This is a genomic window from Bradyrhizobium sp. UFLA05-153, from assembly GCF_054185185.1.
The window spans coordinates 15,390-41,086 of the sequence record NZ_JBBIAM010000087.1 but is presented as its reverse complement, the minus strand read 5'-3'; the positions used below and the strand labels follow the sequence as shown (position 1 = coordinate 41,086).

General features: G+C 59.3%; 21 protein-coding genes. 9 read left to right on the top strand and 12 right to left on the bottom strand.

Annotated features, from left to right (window positions below):
* The first annotated feature begins 232 nt into the window (after positions 1–232).
* Both Q2941_RS36080 and mdoH read left to right on the top strand, forming a co-directional pair.
* Entirely contained in the window at positions 233–1,744 is a 1,512-nt protein-coding gene (locus tag Q2941_RS36080; protein ID WP_458195461.1) for a glucan biosynthesis protein G, read from the top strand.
* Positions 1,732–3,858 (top strand): glucans biosynthesis glucosyltransferase MdoH, encoded by a 2,127-nt coding sequence (gene mdoH / locus Q2941_RS36075; RefSeq protein WP_458195460.1) that lies wholly within the window; start codon positions 1,732–1,734, stop codon positions 3,856–3,858. Before Q2941_RS36080 ends, mdoH begins: the two co-directional genes overlap by 13 nt.
* A 213-nt stretch (positions 3,859–4,071) precedes the next feature.
* On the opposite strand, the gene Q2941_RS36070 is transcribed toward mdoH, so the two are convergent.
* The gene (locus Q2941_RS36070) at positions 4,072–5,475 is read right to left on the bottom strand and encodes a TAXI family TRAP transporter solute-binding subunit (protein WP_458195459.1); all 1,404 of its coding nucleotides are present in this window, start codon (positions 5,473–5,475) and stop codon (positions 4,072–4,074) included.
* A 177-nt stretch (positions 5,476–5,652) separates the two neighbouring features.
* On the opposite strand from Q2941_RS36070, the gene Q2941_RS36065 reads away from it, so the two are divergent.
* Both Q2941_RS36065 and Q2941_RS36060 read left to right on the top strand, forming a co-directional pair.
* On the top strand, positions 5,653–5,997 hold the full coding sequence (locus Q2941_RS36065) for a DUF1236 domain-containing protein (RefSeq protein ID WP_458195458.1): 345 nt from the start codon (positions 5,653–5,655) through the stop codon (positions 5,995–5,997).
* An 89-nt stretch (positions 5,998–6,086) separates the two neighbouring features.
* Positions 6,087–6,506, top strand: a complete 420-nt coding sequence (locus tag Q2941_RS36060; protein WP_458195457.1) for a hypothetical protein — start codon at positions 6,087–6,089, stop codon at positions 6,504–6,506.
* 79 nt (positions 6,507–6,585) lie between these two features.
* Here the strand turns inward: Q2941_RS36060 and Q2941_RS36055 are convergent, their stop codons facing one another.
* The gene (locus Q2941_RS36055) at positions 6,586–7,011 is read right to left on the bottom strand and encodes a hypothetical protein (RefSeq protein WP_458195456.1); all 426 of its coding nucleotides are present in this window, start codon (positions 7,009–7,011) and stop codon (positions 6,586–6,588) included.
* Positions 7,012–7,299: 288 nt separating this feature from the next.
* Here Q2941_RS36055 and Q2941_RS36050 point away from each other — a divergent pair, with 288 nt between their 5' ends.
* From Q2941_RS36050 to Q2941_RS36040, 3 genes are all read left to right on the top strand, one after another.
* A complete protein-coding gene (locus Q2941_RS36050; RefSeq protein WP_458195455.1) occupies positions 7,300–7,503 on the top strand; it encodes a hypothetical protein in 204 nt (67 codons plus the stop codon).
* A 1,140-nt stretch (positions 7,504–8,643) separates the two neighbouring features.
* Positions 8,644–9,855, top strand: a complete 1,212-nt coding sequence (locus Q2941_RS36045) for an MFS transporter (RefSeq protein ID WP_458195454.1) — start codon at positions 8,644–8,646, stop codon at positions 9,853–9,855.
* A 430-nt stretch (positions 9,856–10,285) separates the two neighbouring features.
* On the top strand, positions 10,286–10,648 hold the full coding sequence (locus Q2941_RS36040) for a DUF2958 domain-containing protein (protein WP_458195453.1): 363 nt from the start codon (positions 10,286–10,288) through the stop codon (positions 10,646–10,648).
* 220 nt (positions 10,649–10,868) lie between these two features.
* Here the strand turns inward: Q2941_RS36040 and Q2941_RS36035 are convergent, their stop codons facing one another.
* The 8 genes from Q2941_RS36035 to Q2941_RS36000 form a co-directional block, all read right to left on the bottom strand.
* Complete coding sequence (locus tag Q2941_RS36035) at positions 10,869–11,876, bottom strand: glycosyltransferase family 2 protein (protein WP_458195452.1); 1,008 nt, start codon at positions 11,874–11,876, stop codon at positions 10,869–10,871.
* Between the two features lie 634 nt (positions 11,877–12,510).
* Positions 12,511–13,293, bottom strand: coding sequence for an ABC transporter ATP-binding protein (locus Q2941_RS36030; protein ID WP_458195451.1), 783 nt, complete (start codon positions 13,291–13,293; stop codon positions 12,511–12,513).
* Between the two features lie 2 nt (positions 13,294–13,295).
* A complete protein-coding gene (locus Q2941_RS36025; RefSeq protein WP_458195450.1) occupies positions 13,296–14,060 on the bottom strand; it encodes an ABC transporter permease in 765 nt (254 codons plus the stop codon).
* Between the two features lie 159 nt (positions 14,061–14,219).
* Entirely contained in the window at positions 14,220–16,181 is a 1,962-nt protein-coding gene (locus tag Q2941_RS36020) for a glycosyltransferase family 2 protein (protein WP_458195449.1), read from the bottom strand.
* 39 nt (positions 16,182–16,220) lie between these two features.
* Positions 16,221–17,093, bottom strand: a complete 873-nt coding sequence (gene rfbA, locus Q2941_RS36015; RefSeq protein WP_458195448.1) for a glucose-1-phosphate thymidylyltransferase RfbA — start codon at positions 17,091–17,093, stop codon at positions 16,221–16,223.
* A complete protein-coding gene (gene rfbD, locus Q2941_RS36010; RefSeq protein WP_458195463.1) occupies positions 17,090–17,971 on the bottom strand; it encodes a dTDP-4-dehydrorhamnose reductase in 882 nt (293 codons plus the stop codon). The genes rfbA and rfbD overlap by 4 nt, the downstream gene beginning before the upstream one ends.
* Positions 17,972–17,990: 19 nt before the next feature.
* Positions 17,991–19,034: a dTDP-glucose 4,6-dehydratase gene (gene rfbB / locus Q2941_RS36005; protein WP_458195447.1), complete on the bottom strand. Its 1,044-nt coding sequence runs from the start codon at positions 19,032–19,034 to the stop codon at positions 17,991–17,993.
* An 880-nt stretch (positions 19,035–19,914) separates the two neighbouring features.
* The gene (locus Q2941_RS36000; RefSeq protein WP_458195446.1) at positions 19,915–20,352 is read right to left on the bottom strand and encodes a VOC family protein; all 438 of its coding nucleotides are present in this window, start codon (positions 20,350–20,352) and stop codon (positions 19,915–19,917) included.
* A 109-nt stretch (positions 20,353–20,461) separates the two neighbouring features.
* Between Q2941_RS36000 and Q2941_RS35995 the strand changes: the two genes are divergently transcribed.
* Both Q2941_RS35995 and Q2941_RS35990 read left to right on the top strand, forming a co-directional pair.
* Complete coding sequence (locus Q2941_RS35995; protein WP_458195445.1) at positions 20,462–21,061, top strand: TetR/AcrR family transcriptional regulator; 600 nt, start codon at positions 20,462–20,464, stop codon at positions 21,059–21,061.
* Positions 21,062–21,695: 634 nt separating this feature from the next.
* A complete protein-coding gene (locus Q2941_RS35990; protein ID WP_458195444.1) occupies positions 21,696–22,931 on the top strand; it encodes an O-antigen ligase family protein in 1,236 nt (411 codons plus the stop codon).
* 580 nt (positions 22,932–23,511) lie between these two features.
* Here the strand turns inward: Q2941_RS35990 and Q2941_RS35985 are convergent.
* Both Q2941_RS35985 and Q2941_RS35980 read right to left on the bottom strand, forming a co-directional pair.
* Entirely contained in the window at positions 23,512–24,795 is a 1,284-nt protein-coding gene (locus tag Q2941_RS35985; RefSeq protein ID WP_479684041.1) for an alpha-N-arabinofuranosidase, read from the bottom strand.
* The gene (locus Q2941_RS35980; protein ID WP_458195442.1) at positions 24,701–25,027 is read right to left on the bottom strand and encodes a hypothetical protein; all 327 of its coding nucleotides are present in this window, start codon (positions 25,025–25,027) and stop codon (positions 24,701–24,703) included. Before Q2941_RS35980 ends, Q2941_RS35985 begins: the two co-directional genes overlap by 95 nt.
* Positions 25,028–25,697: the final 670 nt, after the last annotated feature.

Below are 25,697 nucleotides of genomic sequence, written 5' to 3'. Positions count from 1 at the left end.
ATTCCAGACTCGCGCCATTTCATCCTCCGACCAGACAAGGCTCCCCGAAGCCAAGACGTTCCGCGATGCCCTCACGGATCTTAGGTCAGGGCCGGATCTCTGAATTTCGGCTGCTTTTCCTTGTGATTGGGCCGGTGCTCGCTTCTTGTCTGGCCAGTGATGGCCGGCGGTGGAACTCGCGGGCGCGCCGGTCGTTGCTTGGCCGCGGTAGCAGTAGCGAGTAGGAGGACCAGTGAACCGACGCCAGCTTGTTCGAGGGTCGGCGGTGCTGCCGGCGTTGCTGCTCGCCTCGCGGAGCGGATTCGCCGCCATTGGTCCGTCGGAGGGCACATTCGGGCCATCCAACGTGAGGGACCTCGCCCGCATGCTGGCGAGCAAATCGTACGAGGCGCCCGACGAGAAGCTGCCGAGCGGCTTGCGGGACCTCGATTACGATCAGTACCGCTCGATCCGCTTCCTGTCCGAGCGCGCGCTCTGGCGCGGCAAGAATCTCCCGTTCGAAGCGCAGTTCTTCCATCGCGGCTTCTTCTATAAGACCCGGGTGAACATCTTCGAGGTCGCGGACGGAAAGGCCACCGAGATCAAGTATTGCAAGGCGGACTTCTCCTTCGGCGACAAAGTTCCAGGGTTCGAGGACGCCGATCTGGGGTTCGCCGGTTTCCGAATCCACGCGCCGATGAACCGGGCCGATTACTACGACGAGGTCTGCGTCTTTCTGGGCGCGAGTTACTTCCGTGCCGTCGCCAAGGGACAGACGTATGGGCTTTCCGCTCGGGGGCTTTCGATCGATACGGGCGAAGCCAAGGGCGAGGAATTTCCGCTCTTCAAGGCCTTCTGGCTGGAGCGGCCTGCGCCTGGTGCGACTGCGCTGGTTATCCACGCTTTGCTCGACAGCAAAAGCTGTGCGGCGAGCTACCGATTCACCGTTCGGCCCGGGGACACGACGGTCTTCGACGTCGAGATGTCGGTCTATCCGCGTGTCGAAGTGCAGCGGGCCGGGCTCGCGCCGATGACCAGCATGTTCTTCTACGGTCCGAACGACCGCAACGACATCGACGATTTCCGCCCTTCCGTTCACGATTCCGACGGCCTTGCGATCTTCAACGGGAAGGGCGAAAGCCTCTGGCGTCCGCTCAGCAATCCCCGAGACCTCCAGATCAGCACCTTTCAGGATATCAATCCCCGCGGGTTTGGGTTGATGCAGCGGGAGAGAAACTTCTTTGCTTATCAGGACATCGAATCCAGCTTCGAAAAACGTCCCAGTCTCTGGATGGAGCCGATCGGGGACTGGGGCGAGGGCGGGGTCATGCTGTTCGAGATCCCGACCAAGGAGGAGGTTCACGACAACATTGCCGCATTCTGGCGGCCTAAGAACCCGCTGCAAGCCAAGGGTGAACACAACTACACCTATCGGCTGCATTGGGGACCGGACAATCCCAGACCGCATTCGCTCAACCGCTTCACGCGCACCGGCATTGGAGCGAGGGGCGAAGACGCCCGCCTCTTCGTTCTCGATCTGGTCGGCGACAACTTGAAAGGCATCGACCCTGCGGGCGTAAAAGGTGTGGTGACGGCTGACAAGTCGGAAGTGAAGAACATCGTCACGCAGCCCAACCCCCACACCGGCGGCTGGCGGCTGAGCTTCCAGTGTCAGGTCAAGGGCGAGCCGATCGAGCTACGCGCGTTTCTGACCGAAGGCGACAAGCCCTTGTCGGAAGTCTGGGTCTACCGATGGGCACCCTGAGCACGGCCCCGCGGCCGGTTGCCGGCGCTATCGCGACCCAACGCCTGTTGCCGCGCGAGTCTCCCCTTCCCATGGCGCCTGGCGATCTCGGAAAAGACCGGGTGCCGGACCGCGTCCCTGCGCCGGTCGCCACCGCGATGGCTTGGCGACGCGGTCTCATCCTCTTTTGCACGGCGGCGCTCACGGGGGCGGGAGGATATGAGATGTATCGCGTGCTGGAGGTCGGCGGCGTCACCGTCCTCGAAGCCATGGTGCTGGCGCTCTTCATTGTCCTGCTCGCTTGGGTCGCCTTTTCGTTCGCGTCCGCCGTCGCGGGATTCTTCGTGCTGCTGGCCCAACGTTCGGACGGGGACGCCTTCGCGCCTGGTGCGGAATTACCTGTCATCGCAAGCCGCACAGCCATGCTGCTTCCCACCTACAACGAGGACCCGCACCGATTGACGGCCCGGCTGCGTGCGATCATCGAGTCCTTGGAGGCGACCTCGCGAGGAAATCTGTTCGACTGGTTCGTTCTGAGCGACAGCACTGATCCCGACATCTGGATCGCCGAGGAGAAGGCGTTGCTTGCATTGCGACAGGCCGTCGGAATGCCGCGGCTGTACTATCGTCACCGCGCCGACAACACAGCGCGCAAGGCCGGCAATATCTCCGAGTGGATCAACCGTTTCGGCGCGGGCTACGACTTCATAATCGTGCTCGACGCCGACAGTCTCATGAGCGGGCAGACCGTCGTCCGATTGGTCCATGCCATCGAGACCAATCCGACCGCCGGGCTGGTCCAGACGCTTCCCACGATCGTCAACGCGCGAAGTCTGTTCAGCCGTGTCCAGCAATTCGCGGGCCGCCTTTACGGTCCGCTGATCGCCGCCGGGGTCGCCTGGTGGCACGGCTCGGAAGGCAACTACTGGGGACACAACGCGATCATCAGAGTGAAGGCGTTCGCAGAAGCGGCCGCGCTGCCGCAGCTCCGAGGACGGAAGCCGTTCGGCGGGCACATCCTCAGCCACGATTTCGTCGAGGCCGCGCTAATGCGGCGGGCCGGGTGGGGCATCTACATGCTGCCGATGCTCGGCGGAAGCTACGAAGAGGTGCCGCCTTCGCTGCTCGATTTCGCCGCGCGCGACCGGCGTTGGTGTCAGGGCAATCTTCAGCATCTGGCCGTGGTCCCAGCGCGAGGTCTCCATTGGGTGTCGCGCCTGCATTTCATGGTAGGCATCGGGACCTATCTGACGGCGCCGCTGTGGCTGCTATTCCTGCTGCTGGGAATGTTGATCTCTCTGCAGGCCCGGTTCGTACGGCCGGAATATTTCCCGAAGGGCTTCTCATTGTTTCCGACCTGGCCGGCCCAGGATCCCGTGCTCGCCATCTGGGTGTTCGTCGCCACCATGGGTCTGTTGCTGTTGCCAAAGCTGCTCAGCCTTGTCCTCGTGTGGACGCGGCGATCGGCGCGTGGGCAATTCGGCGGCGCGTTGCGTGCCTCGGCCGGGGTTTTCGCGGAGATCGTCGTATCCGCGTTGATGGCGCCCGTGATGATGATCTTTCAGTCGATCGCCGTCGTCGAGATTCTGGCTGGCCGCGATGCGGGCTGGCAGACGCAGAGGCGCGACGACGGCACGGTGGAGCGCCGCGAGCTCTATCGGAAATACGGCGTTCCGACCGCGTGCGGCGTCGTGATGGCTGCAAGCGCCTACGCCGTTTCGCTACCCCTTCTGCTCTGGATGTCGCCGGTCATCGTGGGGCTCCTGTTCGCCGTTCCCATAGGGGCGCTGACTGCCGCCCCCGCCTCCGGCAAATTGTTTGCCACGCCGGAGGAAAGAGAACCGACTCTCGTCTTGCGTCGAGCGAACGAATTGAGCGGGTCGATCGATGTAGGCATAAGACCGGCCTTGGTGGAGCTGCGCGAAGACGCCGCGCTCCTGGCCTTCCACCTCGCGCAGCAGTCACCTCCTCGCGCCGCCCGGCCCGACACGATCGACGCCAACCTGGTGGTTGGCCGCGCCAAGGTCGATGCGAGCGATAGCTTCGAGCAGGCGGCTGCCCATCTGTCGTCGCGGGAGGTCTTTTCGATCCTGAATGATGGTCCAATGTTATCCGCGGTGCTGCAGAAGGGATGAACACGCCCCAAGCGCTCGGAGACCCGGCCTGGGCTCGAACCAGGATAGAAAGTATTCCCTTACTTTTGCGTGGAATTCCCGCTTCCGCCACCGGGTCGGTCGAACCGTCGGCCGACATCGAAGGAACAGCAATACCCCTTTCGTGGTGCCAACTTGGAGAACTTCCCGACCGGCCACTCGAGGCGCCGCTAAGGATTCATCTAAGGGGGCTCGCTACCGTCGAGAGGCGAGGGTGGGCCCTTGTGTCCGCGCTTGATCGGGAAGACCGCTCTGCAGCGCCGCTCGCCTTTGGGCGACGGCGTGATCGAACAGTTCGAGGGCGAGAGCGAACGCGGCCATGTCCTCCTGTTCGATGGCTCCATCGTCGTAGCACTTGAGGGCTTCGCCGATGATCGCGTCGACTTCGCGTTGCGATGTCAGCAAGTCCTCTTCGGACGGGGCACCCCGGACGTCCGAGACCAGCGCGAGAATGCGGTTGCGATGGCTGGTGTTGTCGTCCCGCTCGTCCCGGTTCAGGTAGCGACGCAGCCAGGCGGCGGCCGAACCGATGCCGGAAAGAAGAAGCAGAGCGAACCAGAAGTAGTCGCTGTACTTGTCCAGAAACGTCCGCTCGGTCCCGTTGATGACCGCAGCTGCGCCACGGTGCACGGAGGGCTCCGCCTCCTTCTCGGTTTCTGGTTTTGTGATGTGCGCGGCGCCGGCGACACGTTGGCTTATGGTGTCGCGTACCGCGAAAAGCTGCCGGTAGAAGGCCGCAGCTTTGGCTTCGGACAATTCTTTTCTGGCAAGGATGAGATGGTTGACGCTGATGGTGTCGACCTTGTCCTCAGGCCAGGCCGGGTCCGCGTTGAAGACGCTGCCGGGGATCTCTTCGGCTTCGTAGCGGGGGTGCCTCAGGGCGATGGCCTCGGACGCTTCGACCGGAAGAAACTTCGGCGCTCCGCGCGATCGGGAAGTCGCGGCAATGGCCGCCGCCGTGATCTTGCTGTCGAGCGGACCGACGGCTAGATACGCGTCGAGAGTGGTGTCTTGGGCAAGCTTTTCGATCTCTTCGGTCCCGAATTGAGCCGTGGCAACCTTGTCGGGCTGCACGCCTGAGCCCTCTAGAATTGTCCTCAGGAGTGCGACGTTGGCGCCGGTCCTTCCGATGATGCCGACCTTGTGCCCCGCCAGATCGGCGATCTCTGCGATCTTGGCCCCTGCCTTTTTCTTGGAGTCCTTGCCGGGTCGCCCGGAGGGCGACCACAGGACAACGTAATTCTTACGCAGGACGGCGAGCGTCTGCGCGTCGGCCGGCATGGCAAGATCGCCCCGGCCGACCGCCAAGTCGGTTTTGCCGGCGCCCATGAGGGCGAGAGATTCGGCCGCTCCTTCGGTCGTGATCGGCGAGATCCTGACTGTCCTGCTTTCCTCCTCGAATGCCTCGGCCATCGCCTGGACCACCTGATGGTCTTCGCTACCTGTGGGGCCGACGGCGATCCGTAGGGTCTCGGGCTGCAGGACGTAGAAGAGGGCCGCCGCCGCAGCGCCGAAGATGACGAAGCCTAGAGCCAGTACGATCAGCAGCCTCCGTTGGCGTCGATCGGGAGCACTCCTGACTGCATCGAGCGGTGGCATCAGCGGTCTCTTCGTGAACAAGCGTCTCCTTGGGAGCTCAAGTGCGCCGCCGGAAGCTTGGCGAACCGGCGCAAGGCCGGAATGTTCCGTCGCATGCGGTAACGTCGTGGACGGGCGGAACCTTGGCATCATTCGAGGGTTCTCGACCCGGCCGCATATGGCGGCGAGGAGAGAAAGATGAACAAGCTTCTACTGACTACCGTGATGGCGGCGATGATCTCCACTGGCGCGATGGCGCAGTCCACGGTCGTCACCACCACCGGCACCGGCCATGCCGCCGCCGTGCAGATCGAGCCGGAATATCGCACGAAGATCCGCACCTACGTCACCGAGCACAAGGTGCGCCCCGTGCAGACCCGCGAGAAGATCGTCGTCGGCCAGCCCGTCCCGCGCGAAGTCGAACTCGAGGCGGTGCCTGCCGACTGGGGTCCCTCGCTCACCAAGTACCGCTATGTCTACTCGGGCGAGCGCGTGATGCTGGTCGATCCGTCGACCCGCACGGTCGTCCAGGAGATCGACTAAGCCCTCCGGGCGGGTCGCTGAAAGCAGCGGCCCGCCCCTCCAATCCGGCCACCGCCGATAGCTGATTTCTCATTTGCGAGCGGCCGTCCATGCCGATCATTCGTTATTTCGTCTTCGTCGGCGGCCTGCTGCTGGCGCTGCTCTTCGCTGCGGATCGCTACCTGCCGGCTCCGGTCGAAACTGCCGCCGTGGCGGATCCTGACAGGACCATCATCCGGATTAGCTCGGCGCGAAGCCTTCCGGAGAAGATCGTATTCGACACGCGTCCACGCGCCGACGTGCCAAACGTCGTGCAGGCGAATGCTATCCCCGAAGACCCGCGGGAGCAGATGCGCCAAGCCATGACCGCTATGCCCGCAGCACCGTCCGCAGAGGTCAAGAAAGAACCGCCCGCCCGCTTCGCCCAGGCACGTCCGCATCCCAAGCGCTCGGCGAAGCCGTCGACGAGAGTGCCCGAACGACGGCTTGCCTTCGATCGGCACGACCCATTTGCCGGCGGATGGTGGTGAGCGGAAAGTTCTCGATTGGCTTCAACGCAAAAGGCCGCGCCTTCTGGAGCGCGGCCTCGATCGTGCAGTTGGACCGGCCTCACCAGTGATGATGACGATGCCAGCGATGCCGAACGACCGGATAGGATCCGCCGTAATAGGCGTAGGCAGGGCGCACGACACGGCGGTAGCGATAGCCGTAAGACACGGGCGCCGTATAGTAGGTCGTAGTGTGGCCGCCGCCCCAGCGATATGGTTCGTCGTACCCGTAGTCGTAGGCGTAGGGCCCACCGTAATAGCCGGCTCGATAGTAGCCAGGCCCGCCGTAGTAGCCATAGCCCGGGCCCCAGGCGTAGGCCGAAGAAGCGAGGCCGCCGATAACCGCGCCCGCGACCAGGCCGCCTGCGATGCCTGGTCCCCAGCCGCCCCAGCCTCCTCGCCAATGGGCTTCGGCCGGAGACGTCGTGGCCACCGAGGCCAGACCAAGAGCGCCGACCATCAGCGCCGACATTGCAATCTTCTTCATCGAAAAACCTTTCACTTGCTGCGCCCCGGCGACAACGGGAAGAAGCGGCAAATGTTTCGCTGTCCCGGGCGGCGAGCGGGCAATGGATGCTCGGCGGCGGGGCAGCGTCTCTCGAACTCTGCGAGCTTGAAACGAAGCACCGGCGCACGGCGGGTTCGGGATCGATGCTGGGGCGCGAAAGCCCGCCAGACCGCCCGCAGCTCTCCTCCGTTGGAGCGCCCGTAGCAATGTTGAATCGCCGCAGCGCGTGTTTGCGGTAGGCTATCTCTCTTTGCTTGGGGGCTTCCCATGTTCGATGCTGCCACGACGACGCTGTTGCGCGCCGTGTTCGACGAGGTCTGCGAGGACGTTCCGCGTCTTCAAACCGGAGCTCGCACGCACGTCGCTTCGAAAATACTGGAGGCCGCCGCCAAGGGTGAGACCGCGCTCCGTCTGATTGACGCGCAGGCGTTCAGAGCTGAACCTCAAGCTCTGGACTCTGCGCTCGACTGATCACGCTTCGAACGCCTGGCGCGGACAAGGCTGCCGGACAGGATTCAACTGATCGGCGAGGTGAGCGGGCAGGACGGGCGATAATTGATCGCCGCCCGTTATCCCGCCATGAGCGTCCGTACCTGGTGGGCGCGCGCGACCTGCACCTGTTGGTGGCGGCACGCAGGGTACGCGTGTCAATCCGAGCGTTCGGCCTTTGAATTGCGTGTGGGTTGGCGCGGTCTATACAGCCGAAACGCTACAGCGCGATTGTCAGGCCTGCGACCAATGTCTCAAATTCGACGCGCACACCCAATACGAGGCGCTGGAGAACCTGAAAGCTTCAAGCGGCACGCTGCTTGCTTCGCTCCTACCGCCCTCACCGACGCCAGTTTCAGGGCGCTCGGCTGAAGAGCGGGAGAGCGCAGCGGAGTATTTGATGCGATCTGGAGTTCGTTCCTGCGGAGCCACAACAATTGTGCCCCTCGCAAGCTGCGCAGCCAATTTGGCGGGCTTTCCGCCAGCAGTGAAGCCGCCCCCTACTGTTTGGAGCGGATCAGAAGATCTATTCGCGCGCAATTCGGCGATGGTTGCCGCTGGAGATGATTCAGCTATCCATGCTTGTCGATATGGCGGCGTCGTCGACAGCCCCGTTTTCCCAAGAGGAAGCTTTGCTCGAAAAGATCATGGTCAGTCGCAGTGTGCATCCTTTGCGCACAACCTGATCGGAGGTAGGAACGACCATCCATACTTCACCCCGATCGAGCGCGACGGAGCCCGCGACGAACAACGATCTTGTGGCCAATTGTGGTCTGCACGGATGTTCGTTCGGTGATCGCAATCCTTAACGCGAGGTCCTGAACGCAGCTGAGGCGACAGCGTTTGCCTGCGCCTCATTCGGATTGCGCAATATTGAAATCGCAGGGGCCACTCGGGACCAGGCGGGATTGCTTTAGGCAATAAGGCACATCGGCGGGCAAGTGGAAGACGTTGCAAGTTGGCCAACGAGTGATCGAAACGGACGAGCTGTCTCCGGCCTCGCCGCTTTCTCGAGATCTCGAAAGCATATCCCGCTTTCAGGCGCGGCTACGCTGTTCCGCTGTCTATTCAAACCACGATTTGAGCGCACATGCGCAATCGCTCTTTCGGAGGAAGAGGTTGATGGAAAGTCGCTTCATGCCACACATCGGAATGGTTGCGTTGGCCAGTCAGCAGTATCTGGCGATCGCGTTCATCTATTCGGCCATTCCGGTGATCCTCCGTGGCAACGGCGCCAGCCTGGAACTCGTCGGCTTGTATGGCACGGCATTCGTTGCCTTCGCCGTTAACTTCCTTTGGGCTCCGGTCGTGGATCGATGGAGCCTCAATCGTCTCGGGCTGAGACGTTCATGGATCCTGGTGACTCAAGTCGCCAGTACCACTGTGCTGGCAACGATGGCATTTCTGAACCCGAAGACCGACTTCGTGCCAGTTTTTCTTGTCTCTCTCGCGCTTGCGACTATTGCCGCCACGCAGCGGATCGCAACGTTGGGGTACATAGCGGACACGCTCGATTCCGGCGAGCGACCGCTCGGGGCCGCGCTGCTGGGGTGGGGCCGGGCCATCGGCCACGTAATCGGTGGCGCGGTCTGCCTGCAATTGATCGAGATTTTCGGCTGGCGCCCGGCTTTGCTCGGTTTGACGCTACTGGTAGCCGTCTTCGCTGGATGGGTGTTTGCGATTCCTGAACCGCTTCTTTGCAAGGGCCGGTCACGCTCGCCACAGCACCTGTCCATCTTTGCGATGCTACGCAACAACGACCTGTGGACGACGGCTGCCTTTATCGCGCCCGGCGTTATCGGAATCGCTGTGGCGTTCGCAACGGTGCAGTTACGGCTCGTTGATATCGGCTTTGCCGCGGCAGATATCGGCTGGATCGGAGCGCTCTCGAACGTAGTGACGTATACTATCATTGCGCCGCTGACGAGCGCGATCCTGACGCGAATGGCGCCGCACCGGGGCCTGATATGGGGCTGCGCCGTCCTGGCCATCGGTTTTGGAGGGCTTTCGGTGATCGATCACTATTTGGACGTAAGCGTGAGCGCCGTCGCGAGCGTTGGGATGGTGTTCGCCGCGCTCGCAGTCCAGCATGTTACGTTCACGAGCTGGTTTCTCGGGCTTGCCAGGCCGGGCAAGACGGGAACAGACGTCACGTTCCTGACTTCGGTGATGTCGGCATTCGCACTGGTGGGCTTCGCGGCGAGCGGGTTTCTCGCGGCAAGATTAGGCTACGGGGTTACGCTGATATTGCCGGGCTTCGGCTATGCTCTATCAGCCTTGCTTGCTGCGGCATTGCTCCGCCAATCTGACATCGCAGCACCTGGCGAGGACTGACAAGCGTGCGCATATACGGGGCCGTGGGGGCGCTTGGGGCTCCGCCTTAGCGCGGCCTACGCCGCGCTCTTGAAGGTTTTGGCTCCTCCACTTCGCCGCGCACGCAGTCTCCCAAAAGAAGTTGCTGCCCATCTTCCTTCGACCTGGCTCTTTGCGCAGCCGGCACTCGCCGGAGGCATGTGACCAGACGGCAAGTGTTATCCGCTCGCTGTCGAGGCTTCGCAGTCTATTCGATCAGATCGCCGGGCTTGGCGATCTCTCATCGTTGCCGTTTAGCTTGCAAGGCGGCGCTCGCCGTCAACACCGAACGGTCCCCGCCTACGGCCTGCCTCCCATTACGGTCTTGACTGCTTCGCTCATTCCCGCCTTGCGCGTCCGAACGGCAACGAGATCGCCAATCCCGGCGTCTCCGTTGCCGAAAGGACTCGCCATGAAACTGCTCACTGAATCCCAGCGCCAGAAACTGCTCGACAATGGCCGGCGACAAGCCGCCGTCAGGGGAACGCCTGACGAGATTGATTTCGCACCCGTCGTCAAGCTGTTCAATCCTTCCGGGGCCGCGACTTGGCTGCTCACCGAAATTGATCCCTCGGATGAGACTGTTGCCTGGGGGCTTTGCGATCTTGGCATGGGCTTCCCTGAATTCGGAACCGTAAGCCTGACCGAGCTCGCTGCTTACAGCGGCCGCTTTGGCCTCGGCATCGAGCGCGACCTGCACTTCAAGGCGGGCGGGCCGATTTCGCGGTACATCGAGGCCGCCGTTAAAGCGGACCGCATTGTCGAGGACATCTAAGCTAACGTGGGAGGCGCCGGTCCGGCGCCTTCCTTTCTTACCAAGTGGGTGCTGTTCGCGTTTGCCGTAAACAAGAGAAAGATTTCGCGTATGGCGATGATGCTCGTTCAAATGCGCGGGCTCTGTGCAATAGATAGTCCGCCCGCTTGATCAGGGTCATCAATCGTTCGAATGTGCTCAGAAACTGCCTTTGCTGCTTGCTGGACCATCGCGGCTCCCTTCACGACAGACGAGCCCGCATCAGTCCTGTCAGACAATGCCTGATACCGACACCGACGTAGCCAATCGTTGGATCACGCAGCAAAGTGCCCATCGAACGAAACATCAAAGCATGTCGCTTCCTCAAGTGCGGCAGGATTGATCCAATGTCGCTCAGGACGCGGTCCATTGCCTCGCGGTCACCCCGGCGAAGGGCCGTTACGTATTCACCGTGCAGGTTTGCGTAGAACCGCGGCGCGATCAGGTCACGCACGAAATATCGATTCTGGCGAGGATTGTCGGGGAAGGTCGTCGCAAGCTTGGATGCGTAGATCATACGGGACCTCGCCATGCGCGGGCTATACGATGTCGAGCCTGGATAAATGCGCCATTTCGAAAGAGGTTCGTCAAGATAGACGTGATCGTATCCAGCGCGAAATAGCCGCAGAAATAGGTCATCGTCCTCATAACCGGATAGCCTTTCATCGAATCCACCGACGGCCTCGAATGCTCGGCGCGAGATGAGTGAGGCTGATGGCAGGATGAACATGTCCTTGGCCAGACACTCGATAATGCTTAGTTTCGGATGTTGGGCGGGCACCTTATCCAAATAGCGCTTTGTGACCATCCCGCCGCTTTCATCGATTTCATCAAGATTGCTGTAGACCCAGCCAAGCGGAATTCCGCGTTTCTTTTGGAATGGTTTGGACAGCATCTCGAGATGATGAGGATGCCAGACATCGTCCTGATCAAGCAGGGCAATCAGACGGCTTTTGGACTGGGAGACGCCATAATTTCGAGCAGACGATTGGCCGCCGTTCGCCTTGCGAAGCAGCCTGATCCTCGGATGTACCATCGCCAGGCTCGCGACGATGGCCACTCCATCATCGGTTGAGCCGTCGTCCACAACCAGAACTTCGCTCGGGGGAAGGGTCTGAGCCAGCACGCTCGCGACCGATTCTTTGATGAACGTGGCGCCGTTGTACATGGGAATAATAGCCACGATCGAGAGATCATCAGACGCGCCCATGGGAACTCCTAGTTGTAAACCTGCAGTGAAGGGGGATCTAATCTAAAGTTGAGTCTGTCGCAATCCGGCAAGAAGTTGGCGACAGCGCTGTGCGGAAGTAACTCGTCGATACCAACCAGCGCTCCTCGACCGATGTAGACGCGTAGCAGTCCTATAGAAGCAAGCAGGGGACCCCGACTGTGCCACTTGGGTGCCGGCACATGCCGTGCCGCGCGTTACCCATCTCTTTTACGGCGATGTGCTTATCGCTGACGTGCATCAAGTCAATCCGGCATCGGATGTCGTCGCACGCGCTTAACACTGGACCTGATCCACAACGTATCTGCGTCGATGATCCGGCCTACGCGCGGCGAGTGAAGAACGCGCGCCTTCCGGGCTCTCTAATGCCGCCACGCGCGTTACTGTCAGCGTCATTCTTGCGCACACCTTCTCGTGAATCGAGGATGGACGAGGTTCATAATCCCCTTGAAGGGATCGGCTTGGTTCTATCGCGGCATCGGCGCGGCTCTCAATGAGAGTCATCCCGACGCGAGGCGTCTGTCCTCGGAGTCGCATCTCCTTGAGACTGCGCCGCCTTGCATGCTTGTCATTCGGCACGGCCCCAAGCTCAGTCCCGAACAGATGCTAGCAAGTATCACGGACCGCCAGCACAGATCTCAGAGTAGGCTTGTAGGACAGCTTCAATTTCACCAAACATCTGGATTTCACCGCGCTCCATCCAGATGGCTTTCGTGCACCACTGCCGACAAATTTCGGAGCTATGAGAAGCTAGTACCAGGATGCTGGCTCGCTCGACGAAGGAAGCTACACGACGCTGCGCTTTGGCAAGAAAAGCTGCATCACCAGCCATGATCCATTCATCCATCAATAGGATTTCTGGCGAGAAACAGGTTGCCACGGCGAACGTCAATCGCGTCATCATACCCGACGAATAGGTGCGTACCGGGATGCTCAGATAGTCACCGAGGCCGGTAAAATCGCCGATGTCCGCCATGTGCGATTCTATCTCGCTTGAGCTTAGCCCAAGCAGCATGCCGCGCAGCCGGATATTGTCATATCCGCTCAAGTCAGCATCGATTCCCAGGGCGATATCAAACAGAGGTGAAATTCGGCCACAGGACGTTACGTTCCCGATTGTCGGTTGGTAGACTCCGGCCATGACGCGAAGCAAGGTCGTCTTGCCGGCCCCATTACTGCCGATGAGGGCTATGCGATCACCGGCAGTCAACTGGAAAGAGACGTTTCTGAGCGCCTCAACGACGATCCGATGACTGGCATCGGTTGCAAGCTGACCGCCAGTGCCACGAAACAGCAGATGTTTTTTGAGAGAGCGCGAACCTGTTTGGTAGATAGGAAAGGAAACGCTTACATCCTCAAGCGCGAGCAGAGGCGTCTGGTCAAGGGCTGATGTAACCATCCTTAGATCCAATACGCGATTCGGCCGCGGAAGCGCGAAAGCAAATAGACTGAGATGCTGATGTTGAGAGCTGTGATCAATCCTACTGCGCAGTAGTTCTCTGTTGATGGCAGCTCTCCCAGGAGCGGCGCGCGCGCCACTTGCAGCAGATGAAAAAAAGGATTGTACCGGGTGATGAAGGAGTGCCCCTTCAGTGACTCTGGCCGCCAAAAGATCGGTGTAAGAAAGAACAGAATCTGGACGGCCGAATTGATGACTTGCGGAATGTCGCGAAATCTCGCGGAGGCCATTCCAATTGTCAGGCTTGCAAAGATCCCATTCACAACGATGGCCAAGAGGCCAACGATGGCTAAAAGGCCAACCGACCCGGGCCAAATTCTGAAATAGATGATGACGCCGAAATAAACGATGAAGTTGTGTGCAAAAATGATCAACTTGGTCCAGTTGAAACGAAAAACATAGACCGAGAAAGGCAGGCTAATCTGCTTAATGTAGCACTCAGAGCCGGTGAACAGCGTCCCACTCTCCGTCAAATAGCTCGACAGCAACGTCCAGACCAACATGCCGGAACAGAAAAACGGAATAAATCGGTCGACTTCCTGCTGAAAGAGCTCCGCATATACCACGCCCATAGCGATGACCATGACCCCCATACTGGCGGTCAACCAAAACGGGCCTAGCACGGAGCGCCGATACCGCTGGACGATCTCGTTCCAACCTAAAGACCCCCAAAGCCTCCAATGAGTTAGGCCATCCCAAAGGTCCAAGCGGGCGCTCTTGAAGCCTCGCGCGGTCGTCGACGCCGGGAGGCGGACGTCGAACTGACTTCGATCAACAGACAATGGGTGCATCGGCTTGCTCGGTTACTTTGCGGCGTACTGAGGTCGTCTCAAGATTGCAAGACTTTAGGTCTGACGTTGGTCGCATCAATCATGCAGTCGGCTGGCAGCGGATCTGGATGTTGTGGCGCTTGAACTGGTGACCTCTTCGCTAAAGGGTCGCCCCTCAATCACCGAACAATCAACTCGTGCCGCATATTGTTCTGTCCATGGCTTCCGACGTCGCGGAGGAAACGCGAGCTCAAAGGAGGTTGTCGCGTCATTGGCGAGATTGTCGTTGTGGAAGGGATCACGCGACAGCTCCTGGCTCCATGTTTTGAGCATGTAGGCAGTCTCGCTTCGTAAATCTTTCGAATGGTCTTCTGGCGCGTCGGAGTTGTCGCGCCTGAATTGATGATGATAGAGCTCCGCATGCGGGGTCCAGATGTTCCGGTACCCGCAGCGTCTGAGTTTCAGACAAAGGTCAACATCATTAAAGGCAGTGGGCAGATTGATTTCATTCAGTCCGCCAACCTGTTCGTACACCGATCTTCGTAGAAGAAGACAGGCTCCATCTACGGCGGAGACTTCGGACACAAGCGCGTTCCGACCGAAATACCCGGCCGCGTCTCGGCGCAATCGATAATTGAACGGACTGGCAATACCAGGCAAGCCAAGTGCCAATCCGCCATGTCGAACTCGACCATCCGAATAGATGAGCTTGGCTCCAACCGCACCAACGTCGTCTCGAACGGCCCATGAGACCATTTCGGAAAGCCAGCCCGGATTGATAACCTCAATATCATCACTCAACAAACCGAGTATTGCTCCGTTTGCCTGATGGGCCGCCATATTGATCATTGCAGAATAATTGAACGGCCCGCTGTACGTGAGGATACGAACGCGGCGATCTTCACTGAGCCTTTGAAGCAGCGATGGGGGTTCCGTAGACCGGCTTTCGTGATCGACCACAAGAACCTCGAGTTTCGGATAGTCGGTTTGCTCAAGAAGGCTTCTTGCGTGAGCGACACGCAAGCTTGTTCTACTGAGCGTCGGCGCAATGAGTGTGACAGTCGGCGCCTGTGTTGGAGGCTGTCGGCGAACCCGCACCCAATCCGGCAAAACGGGATGTGATTCCGCGACGGCGTTCTCATGACCTCTCTGCAGGTGCTCGTCGATGGCCCGTCGAGCGGCTTGAGCACACCGCGCAGGTATTGCTTCGGAGAACGAGCGCGCTCCAAAATTGCGACGCCAGTGATAAAGGACAGTTGGAATGTGATGAATGCGATCGGGTGAGCTCGATTCAATGCAGCGCAGCGCGAGATCGTAGTCTTGACTACCCTCAAAACCCAATCGAAATCCGCCGACGCTCTCCAGGAGAGAGCGCCGATAGACTCCCAAATGACTAATGAGGTTATGGCCCAGGAACAGTTCTTTGTTCCAGTCCGTCTTGAAATATGGAGTCTGACGGCGGCCCCGCCGATCGATCTGATCTTCATCGCTGTAGATGATATCGAGATCGGAGCGGTCATTGAGCGCCACGACCACCTCATAGAGGGCGTGCGAAGCCAGTACGTCGTCGTGATCCATCAAGGCGACGAACTCGCCTTGAACGAGCGATAACGCAGAATTGGAGGCAGCCGAAATGTTGCCGTTAACGGCTCGCCGGACCAGTTTGATTCGGGGGTCTCGCGTCGACGCTTCCAGCAAGGCGTGTACCTGCCGATCCGGCGATGCATCATCGGCAATGCACAGCTCCCAATTGGGGTACAATTGCTCGCGAACGCTTTCAATTGCTGCAGTGAGAGCCCAGGTCGGCGGGTTATAAACCGGCATAACGACGGACAAGAGGGGCTTGTATCGCAACAAGTCTAGGTGACGACGGATTGCGTGAATATCTGACGGCGTCAGCGTGTCGTATTGTTGCACCCAGCTCTGGTATCGCCGATTTTGCAGTTGGTTCGTAGCCTTGAATAGACGTTTGAGCGGCGAGCGCATCCAGTTCGGTAAGCGACGCGCGCGCGACCTCAAATAGTCGAGGTATTCATCTGAAGCGAGTTTGTGGAACACTTTCTTGCAGGCTCTCTATGCTGACGCACTGTTCCAATGTCAGCTGTGGCCATCGGCGACGCCGACGATGTATCGCGCGTAGTCACCTTTTCCCAACGTTCCGGCGAGCCGCATCAGCTGGTCGCGATCAATGAACCCCTGTCCGAAGGCAATCTCCTCCGGACACGCAATTCTGAATCCCTGACGTCGCTCAAGCACGGAAACAAATTCTGCAGCCGTGAGCAGGCTGTCGGGCGTTCCGGCGTCAAGCCACGTGAAGCCGCGACTCATGCGCTCGACAGCAAGTTGTTCCCGATCGAGGTATGCCCTGTTCAGATCGGTGATCTCTAGCTCGCCCCTAGCCGAAGGCCGTATATCTGCTGCCAGATGGACAACCTGCGGGTCATAGAAATAAAGCCCCGTCACGGCAAAGTTGGACTTTGGTTGTCTTGGCTTCTCCTCAAGGGAATTGGCCTTACCGCTCTCATTAAAAGTGACAACACCGTAACGCTCAGGATCTGAGACCTGATAGGCGAACACGGTGGCGCCGTTTGTGCGAGCACTTGCGTTCGCAAGCAGCGCAGGAAGGCCGTGTCCAAAGAAGATGTTATCGCCCAGGATAAGCGCTGAATTGTGCCCTTCCACAAACGTCGCACCAATAATAAAGGCTTGCGCCAGCCCTTCAGGTTTTGGCTGCGCCATATACGACAATGACAGCCCCCATTGATTTCCATCTCCAAGAAGGGACTGAAACAACGGAAGGTCGTGGGGTGTTGCTATAATCAAAATGTCTCGAATACCTGCGAGCATCAGGGTTGTAAGGGGGTAGTAGATCATCGGCTTGTCGTAGACCGGCAGAAGCTGCTTGGATGTCACGGCCGTCATTGGATAAAGGCGCGTACCGTTGCCCCCGGCAAGGATGATTCCCTTCATAGTCCTTTCCCCTCATGCGAAATGCGGTCCAAGCAGGCCGAGATGGATGATGGTGTCGGTGGCAAGCTGATCTCGAAAAGTGAGCGCAATCTTTCAGTCGACAGCTGTGAATTGGCAGGCCGTACGGCTGCAGTCGGATATTCAGCGGACGAAATGGTTTCGACTGCGGCCGAGGGACCCGCTCGTTTCGCGCTTTCGCTAAAGATCAGACCGGCAAATTCATGCCACGTCATAGCGTCTAACCCGGCGAGGTGGGTAATCCCGCTGTATTGCTGCTGCCATTGTCTCAACCTTCTGGCCATTGAGACGATCGAAGCGGCGATGTCGGGTGCATAGGTCGGGCAGCCCCGTTGATCGCCAACCACGCGAACGCACTCTCGTTCCGCGCCGACCTTCAGCATAGTGCGAACGAAATTGTGCCCAAACGGCGCATAAACCCAAGACGTCCTCAAGATCACGTGGCGGGGATTGGCCGCGGCAACAGCAAGTTCGCCCTCCAGTTTGGAGCGTCCATAAACGCCTTGCGGATTAGGCTCGTCCGTCTCTAGGTAACGACCCTGCTTTGCGCCGTCGAAAACGTAATCAGTGGAGAGATGAATGATGGTCGCACCAATCGCGTTTGCCGCTTTCGCGACTTCGCCGGCCGCGTCGCGGTTTATGGCATAGGCTAGATCGGATTCCGTTTCCGCCCGATCAACAGCTGTGTAGGCAGCTGGATTGATCACGATATCCGGCCTGAACGACATAATTGCACTGGCCACGGATTTTGGCCGCGTGAGATCGAGCTCGGGCCGGGCCGCAAAACCAATGACCGCGTCACTCACGAGCGCAGCCAACTCTCTGAGGGACCTTGATACTTGTCCCTTCGTCCCGATCACGTAGAGGCGCACGATATCCTCATTCCCTTACGAGACCGAGGCGTTCGCCGGCATATATCTTCTCTCTTAAGGGCTGCCACCAATGTTGGTTTAGCAGGTACCAACGGACCGTCTTCGCAAGTCCAGTTTCAAATGTCTCTTGCGCCTGCCAACCCAGCTCATTTTCGAGCTTTGAGGCGTCGATAGCATAGCGGCGGTCATGACCCGGCCGGTCCGACACAAATTGGATGAGTTCGTGATGCGACTGATCAGTTGGCCGCAGTATGTCCATCCACGAGCAAACCTGGCGCACCACATCGATGTTCTGGCGTTCATTTCTCCCGCCGATATTGTAGGTCTCGCCTGGTCGTCCGCCCTTCAAAATGAGGCCCAGCGCGCGCGCATGGTCTTCAACATGGAGCCAATCGCGAACATTCGAGCCGGTCCCGTATACGGGAAGCGGCTGGCGATTCAGGGCATTGAGGATCATCAACGGGATGAGCTTTTCCGGGAAGTGATAGGGGCCGTAATTGTTCGAGCAATTGGAAACGATCACCGGCAAGCCATACGTCCGATGCCAGGCCTTCGCGAGATGATCTGATGCGGCCTTGGTTGCGGAGTAAGGAGAGCTTGGATCGTACGGCGTAGCTTCCGTGAATAGTCCGCGCTCTCCGAGCGAGCCATAGACTTCATCAGTCGATACATGGACGAAGCGAAAGTCTGGCACCTTTTGAGATGAGAAGTACCGCCGGGCAGCTTCGAGCAAGTTGAAGGTCCCGACCACATTGGTTTGCACGAAGACATCAGATCCTGAAATCGATCGATCAACGTGGCTCTCGGCGGCCAAGTGAATCACGCCATCGGGGCGATATGTCGCGAACAGGGTGTCGACGGCCTCCTCATCGCAGATGTCCCGCTGCTCAAAATGAAAGAGCGGATTGTTGGCAATGGGTGTCAACGACGCCAAGTTCCCCGCATAGGTTAGCTTGTCCGCCACGATCACTTCGTAGCCGAGCTCTAAAACGAAATGACGGCAAACCGCCGACCCGATAAAGCCGGCGCCGCCCGATACGAGAATGCGCATTCAATTGCTCAAGCTTCGGTAGCTGATAGGCGGGGTTGGCCCAGCGCGTCTTGGCTGCCTTTGTCCTTTGACAAAGGAGATCGCTCCGCAGAATCCTGCAATCAACCTCGAATGCGGGATCTCGAGCGATGGCGCGATCGCACCAAAGTGAATAGTTCGTCGGTTACCTTGCATATCCCGGCCGTAGGTGTCGATTTCTGTACCCATGCGGCAAGCTTTGAGGGAACGCCAGTCCCATTTGAGATAGGCGAGTCCGTCATTTATCGCGCGCAACGTTCACCGAGGGCCGGCTGCTCGACCTATCGGAAAAGTTCTCCAGCCGATGTGAAGTGTGCGAGTTGGCGTCGTCTAAGTACGCTCTGCAGGTGCGGCTCAAACGCGCCAGGATGTTGAACGGCGTCATGTTTGCCGAGTAGGCGCCTGCTCATTGAAGGGCCCGATTGTTGCGCGAGTGGCGCCGAATATCGGCTTTATGGCAGCCCATTCAAAATCGGCAAGTTCATAGCGCACGATTCGAGCGCCCAGTTTGGTGGGTGAATCACCAGCGCGCGGCCAAAAAGCAACACTCTGGCCCGGCCCGGTGCTGCTTGCGGGCGCGCGCACCGACGTGATCTCCGTTGGGCCATCGATCTAGTTAAACTGCGCGGCCTAGAAGCATGATCCGGACCCGAAGGGCCGCGTTAGCGCAAAATGTGAAGCGGTTTTCCCTCGCGACATCAGCGGAACGCGTTTGCGCGGAGATCATGCTCAAACAACAACCTAAAGCGTGATGACGATTCTTTCTAATCTCATCGCGCTTTAAGGACGCCGAAGCCAGCTCAAACCCGCTGCAACTCGCTAATCCGAAGTGCGCTTTCGATGGCGTGTATTTCGGCGCTCATCACGTTCGAGCCTGAACGACTAGAAAGCGATTTCCGTCCGGATCGTGCAAATAGAATTGCGGTGGCACGGGATTTCTGACGATCACGTTGTCCGCAAACAGTCCCGTGCGCTCGGAGCCCGTGCGGGCTATTTCAGAGACCTTCACGCCCCGTGACTTGAGTTCCTGGTGAATGTCTTCGGCATTGTCCGCCTCAAGGGCGCAATAGGTATGGGGTCCAGCGCGCACCGAGCCTTCGGTTCTTGGAACCAATGCGATCCTGTGTGCGCTGCCCGGAGGAGCTATCTCAATCCAGCGCAGCCCGTTGTCATACTCGAGGTCAAATCGCGTCTCGAAGCCCAATGTATCATTATAGAAGGAAAGCGCGCGGTCCTGGTCCGCAACCGGCACAAACACGGTTCCGACGTTGCGGAGGCGATGGGATGGGCGATCGGCCATGTCGCAATCTCCGATCTCGTTATAGAATGATCGTTATATATATCGATGATTGCGGGAGAGAGTCAAGAAGACTAATATTATGATCGTTCTAGAATTCAGGAACTGAGTTGTGCGGTTAGGTAGACCCCGAACGTTCGACGTAAATGCAGCGCTGGACGCGGCAGTCGAAGTCTTTTGGCGACACGGATACGAGGGCACATCCATCGGCATGCTGATCGAAGCGATGGCAATCGGCGTTCCGAGCCTATATGCGGCGTTCGGCAACAAGGACGAGCTCTTTCGTAAGGCCGTCCAGCGCTACGATGAGAAGTATGGTGAGCTGTTCCGGGCGGCTCTGGAAGAACCGACCGCGCGGCGCGTTTTTGCGTCCCTCATCCGAGCCGCGATCGTCCAAGCCACGCGCCCAAGGCGGCCCGACGGCTGCCTGCTCGTCCAGGGTGCGCTCGCGTCTGGGCCGGACGCGGATTCGGCGCGAACGGTTCTGATGCAGTACCGGCACGGCGCGGAGACCGCAATTCGCGAGCGTTTTGAACGCGCCGCGCGTGAAGGTGATCTGCCGCCGGCCTTTGATCCGAAGCAACTCGCCCGCTTTGTCTGGACCGTCAATCAGGGAGTGGCGGTGCAAGCGGCCGGGGGAGCAACACGCTCCGAGCTAGAAGGCGTGTGGGAAATGGCAATGCGCTGCTGGCCTAGCGAAGGATCTTCCTGACGCATCCCAAATGGGACGCGCGGGGAGTTTATTCCACTGCTATGTGCCTCGCCGGGATTCCTAATCTAGCGTGTGGCCTCGCTGCGCCGATCGAGGGCGCTGAGCGATCGGCAGGAGCGGGCAGCTGGATGCATCGATGTCCATGACCCGAGAATGACACCACCTGTTCGCTCTTAAAAGAGGGCTTCATCGTTTGACTGACATCGCGCTTGGGCTCGACAACAGCGCTGGCAAGAACAAGTCCATCAGCTCGTCGTGGATTGCCATCACGAAACCACGCTGGATCATCATCCGACGCCTCGTCGATCCAGAAAGAGTTAGTTGCCCAGGTTGGGCGATTGTAGAGCGGTTAGCTGGAATTTGGCGGTGATGGAAATTGTAACCGCCTCTTTCGCGCTTCCTTCCAAAGACACACAGTCGGCCCGATCACGACATGGCGATCGATCCGCTTCATAAGCCCTCAGCGCGAGCGCAGCCGCCCGCTTGGGATACGGTACTCAATATGCAGATAATGTCAGCTGTTCTACTTCATTCTCGGCGATTTGTGACGGAAGCCTCGCTCGCCTGCACAATTTGGAGCGGCCCAGAGGTAGGCCGCGCAGACAGTCTGAGGCTCCGGAATGTTGACATCGTCGTGCTTGCGCTTGTCGCCGGACTACCTTGGTCGACCAGCCTAACCAGTATACTTGGGATCGTCCTCTTCTTTGGCATTTTGACAACGATCCGTACCGAGCGGATGCTCGCTACTATCAGTCATCCCGCCGGCGCTCTGCCGCTGGCGCTCGTATTGCTAGCGGCGATAGGGGTCATCTGGGCGAGCGAAGTACCTTGGCCTGAGCGGCTCAGTGCTTTGGGGAAAATGACCAAGCTACTGCTGCTCCCGCTCCTGTTGTTCCACTTCCAATCCAGTCCGCGCGCTAAATGGGTGTTCGCTACCTTCGTAGTCTCGAACATGATTCTGCTGATCTACTCGTTCGTTGCATCGGCAATGCCGGAACTGGCGATTGTTCAAAGAACCGGTGGCTTCGGCGTTCCCGTGAGAAATTACATTGACCAAAGCCAGGGCTTTTCGTTTGTTGCGGTGGCTTTGGCAGGCCTTGCATTTGAGGCTGCGTCTCGGCAGATGCATTATTGGGCTGCGGCCTTGGGAGCGGTCAGCTTTCTGTTCTTTGCCAACCTGGCCTTTATCAACGTCGCCCGGACGGCGTTCGTCTATTTGCCGATAATGCTGGTCCTCCTGACAATACGTTACTTGAGCCAAAGAGCTGCGTTGGTGGGGTTCATCGGAGTCTGCATCTTATGTGGGGCCTTATGGCAGACATCTCCCAATCTCCAACGAAAAGTCTCTGCGATTTTTACAGAATTGGCTGCGTTCCAGCCAGATGCCCAGATTGGAGAGAAAGAGCCTTCGGCAGCCGAGAGGCTTGAATTTTGGCGCAAGTCATTTCAGTTCATTGAAAGAGCTCCGGTCCTCGGTCATGGGACCGGTTCGATCCGACGTCTTTTCGAGCAAGAATCGATTGGGCGAACTGGAATCTCGGCCCTCATTGTAAGCAATCCTCACAATCAAACGCTTGCCGCGGCGGTCCAATGGGGCGGCGTCGGAATCCTCGTTCTCTGGGCAATGTGGATGGCGCAGGTACGGCTGTTCTGCACCAGGGCCCTGGTTGCCTGGATCGGGTTGCTTGCGACAGTGCAGAATATTGCAAGCTCAGTTTTCAATTCGCACCTGATGGACGCGTATGAAGGCTGGCTTTACGTATTGGTGGTTGGGATCGCAGGCGGAGGACTGTTGCGGATTGGTGGTCGTAAGCCGGCCCCCTTAGGCAAAACGTTACCCGCAGCCGCACCACGCCCAGCGATTGCCTGATCGCCTCGGCTTTTCAAACGTCAAGGAGGACCTGCGAACGTTCGGCCTCGATCAATTACGCTCTGCCTTACACCTCCAGTTTACTCCGCAGGACGTCGCGCGCTTCATAGGCCTCGTTGCAATCAAGGTCCGCTCAGCACGATCCCATAAAGCGGTCATGCTGACCCTGTCGGCCTCTCAAAGGCTGATCGGCGCCGCGTTGAAGGTCAATAGGATTGGAGTCGCTAAAAGATCGCAAGCTGAGCTGCAACATCGACCTAGCCGTCGCTCTTGAAAGGACCTGCTGCCCTTCATGCGACGGGGCGTATCCGTCCGGCGTAGTCCGGCGTAGGCCGCAGGCTGATTGGGATTATTCGGCGGTCGGCGCTTGAGCCAAGTCGGAATTTTATGTGTGCATCCGGACGAGCTCGATCAGGTTTTCGATGCCGAAGTCGGTGAACGCCTGGACGCTATCGTCTCCGAGGCCATAGGCACAGATGACGCCGTCCTCGATCTCCATTTCGTTGGCGACGGCCCGCAGCCAATCCTCAACTTCGACGAGCTCCTCGGCGACACGGGCGACGGGAGCCTCTCTCGGATCTTAGCTGCTCGCCCTAGTGGCGATCACAGTCCAGGACAAAGGCTTGAGTCCTACCTTGACACGCTCACCCTCGACCGAGATCTCCGTGATGGCCTTAGGCACGACGGTGTCGGGCGCCTCCTTGGTGTTGGTGGCTTTGAGGTTGGGATGGTGTAGGTCGAATGCCTCGACCAGCCAGCGCTCCTTGCCGAGGCCGCGGAGCTCAATGTCCAGATCGATCGGCTCGCACGGGCTACGGTTCAGCGCGAAGACGGCGCTTGCGCCGGTCCGAGGATCGTTGGTGATGGTGGCCAGCAGAGAACTCGTCTCGACACCGTCCCGTCCGGGCAGCGCGGGGGCATCGATTTTGGCCTGCATAACCCGGCCATACGCATAACGGGCCGAAAGCGCGAAGGGATAGAAAATGGTCTGCCGCCAGGCCGGGCCGCCCGTCTCGGTCATTATAGCGCCGATCACATTCACGAGTTGCGCCAAGCAGGCGCATTTCACCCGGTCGGCATTGTTCATGAGCGCGATGAGAGCGCCTCCGACTATGAGCGCGTCATCGACATTATAGACCTCCTCGAGCAGCGGCGGGGCAGCCGGCCAGCCCGGCTTGCGGTGGTCCTCGATGCTGCGGGCGCGATACCAGACGTTCCACTCGTCGAAGCTCAGCATGATGCGCTTGGAGGAGCGTCGTTTGGCTGCAACCGCGTCGCAGATCGCCACGACCTCCTTGATGAAGGCATCCATGTCGTCGATAACGCGGAAGTAGTCCTCAATCTCGTTGCTATTGTTGGCAAAATAGGTGTGCAGCGAGATGAAATCCGCCTCAGCGAAGCATTGGTCGAGAACCTCGTATTCCCAGGCCCCGTAGGTCGGCATTTGCCGGTGCGAGGAGCCGCAGGCCGACAAAACCAGGTTCGGGTCGAGCCATCGCATGACCTTGGCGGCCTCCTGCGCGATCCAGCCATAATCCCTGGCGGTCTTGGCGCCTATCTGCCATGGCCCATCCATCTCGTTGCCGAGGCACCAGAATTTCACGTGATGAGGTTGCTCGAAGCCGTGCGCCTTGCGCAGGTCGGCGAAGTGGCTGCCGGTGGGCAGGTTGCAGTATTCGAGATAATTACGCGCCTCGTCCGGCCCGCGCGTACCGAGGTTGACGCCAAGCATGGGCTCGATGCCCGTCTTGCGGCACCACTGGATGAATTCATTGGTGCCGAACGTGTTTGGCTCGGTCGAGAACCACGCGAGGTCGCGCTTTTTTTGGGCGCGCTTCGACCGGGCCCACCCCGTCCTCCCAATTATAACCCGACAAGAAGTTTCCGCCCGGGTAGCGAATGATGGTGGCGCCGAGCTCTTTCGTGAGGTCCATCACATCGCCCCGAAAACCATTGGCATCGGCGGTCGGATGACCCGGCTCGAAGATGCCACCATAGACGCCGCGCCCGAGGTGCTCCACGAAAGTGCCGAATACCCGCCGGTCGAGGTCGGAAAGCACGAAATCGCGGTCGACGGTGATCTTTGCCGGCAGCACGTTGATCTGCTCCTTCCCTTTGAACTCGGCCAGGTCGCATCGCGGCCTTCGCTGTCAGTCGACGTTGGCCGACTTGGCGTCTCGCGTGAAGCCATCCACGGGTCGGTCCGCGTAGGTGCCACCCGCCGAAGCGTAGTCCTTACCTGTGCATCTGATTAGCTCAGCTCGGGCATCGAGGCCGGCCAGTTGGGCGATACATCCCGAAAGTCCGCGCCTGTCATCCGCATCCCAGTCCACGTTACGTGTCATGACCCAAGGCAGGAGCCGTATGCGGTAGCTCCGCACGCACGGATCTGGGCGGGTTGCGCCTTGTAAGCGCGTTGAAGTCTGCCGTCTGCGATGACGGCCGCGGCAAAGCCTAGCGAGCAGCCGCGAACCGAGTCTTGCGTGGTGACCGGTAACGGCCGCTGCGAAGCGTAGACAGGGAGGTTGTAGGCCGGAATGAAGTGAACGGGAAAATAGCCCCGAAATCGATCGTGATCGGAGTAGCCGACCCTGTCCCGCAAAAGGGGAAGGCAGAACCAAAGGCCGCGTCAACGCGAGTGGTCTGAGGTGCTCCCGGGGTTCGTACCGCCAGCATGCAACCAAAGGAAGCAACGCGAACAAGGGAGATCCATCCGGTTCAAGCGCACGCTTGTAGGACCTGCCAAGCCGAAGAGGTGAGAAGGGT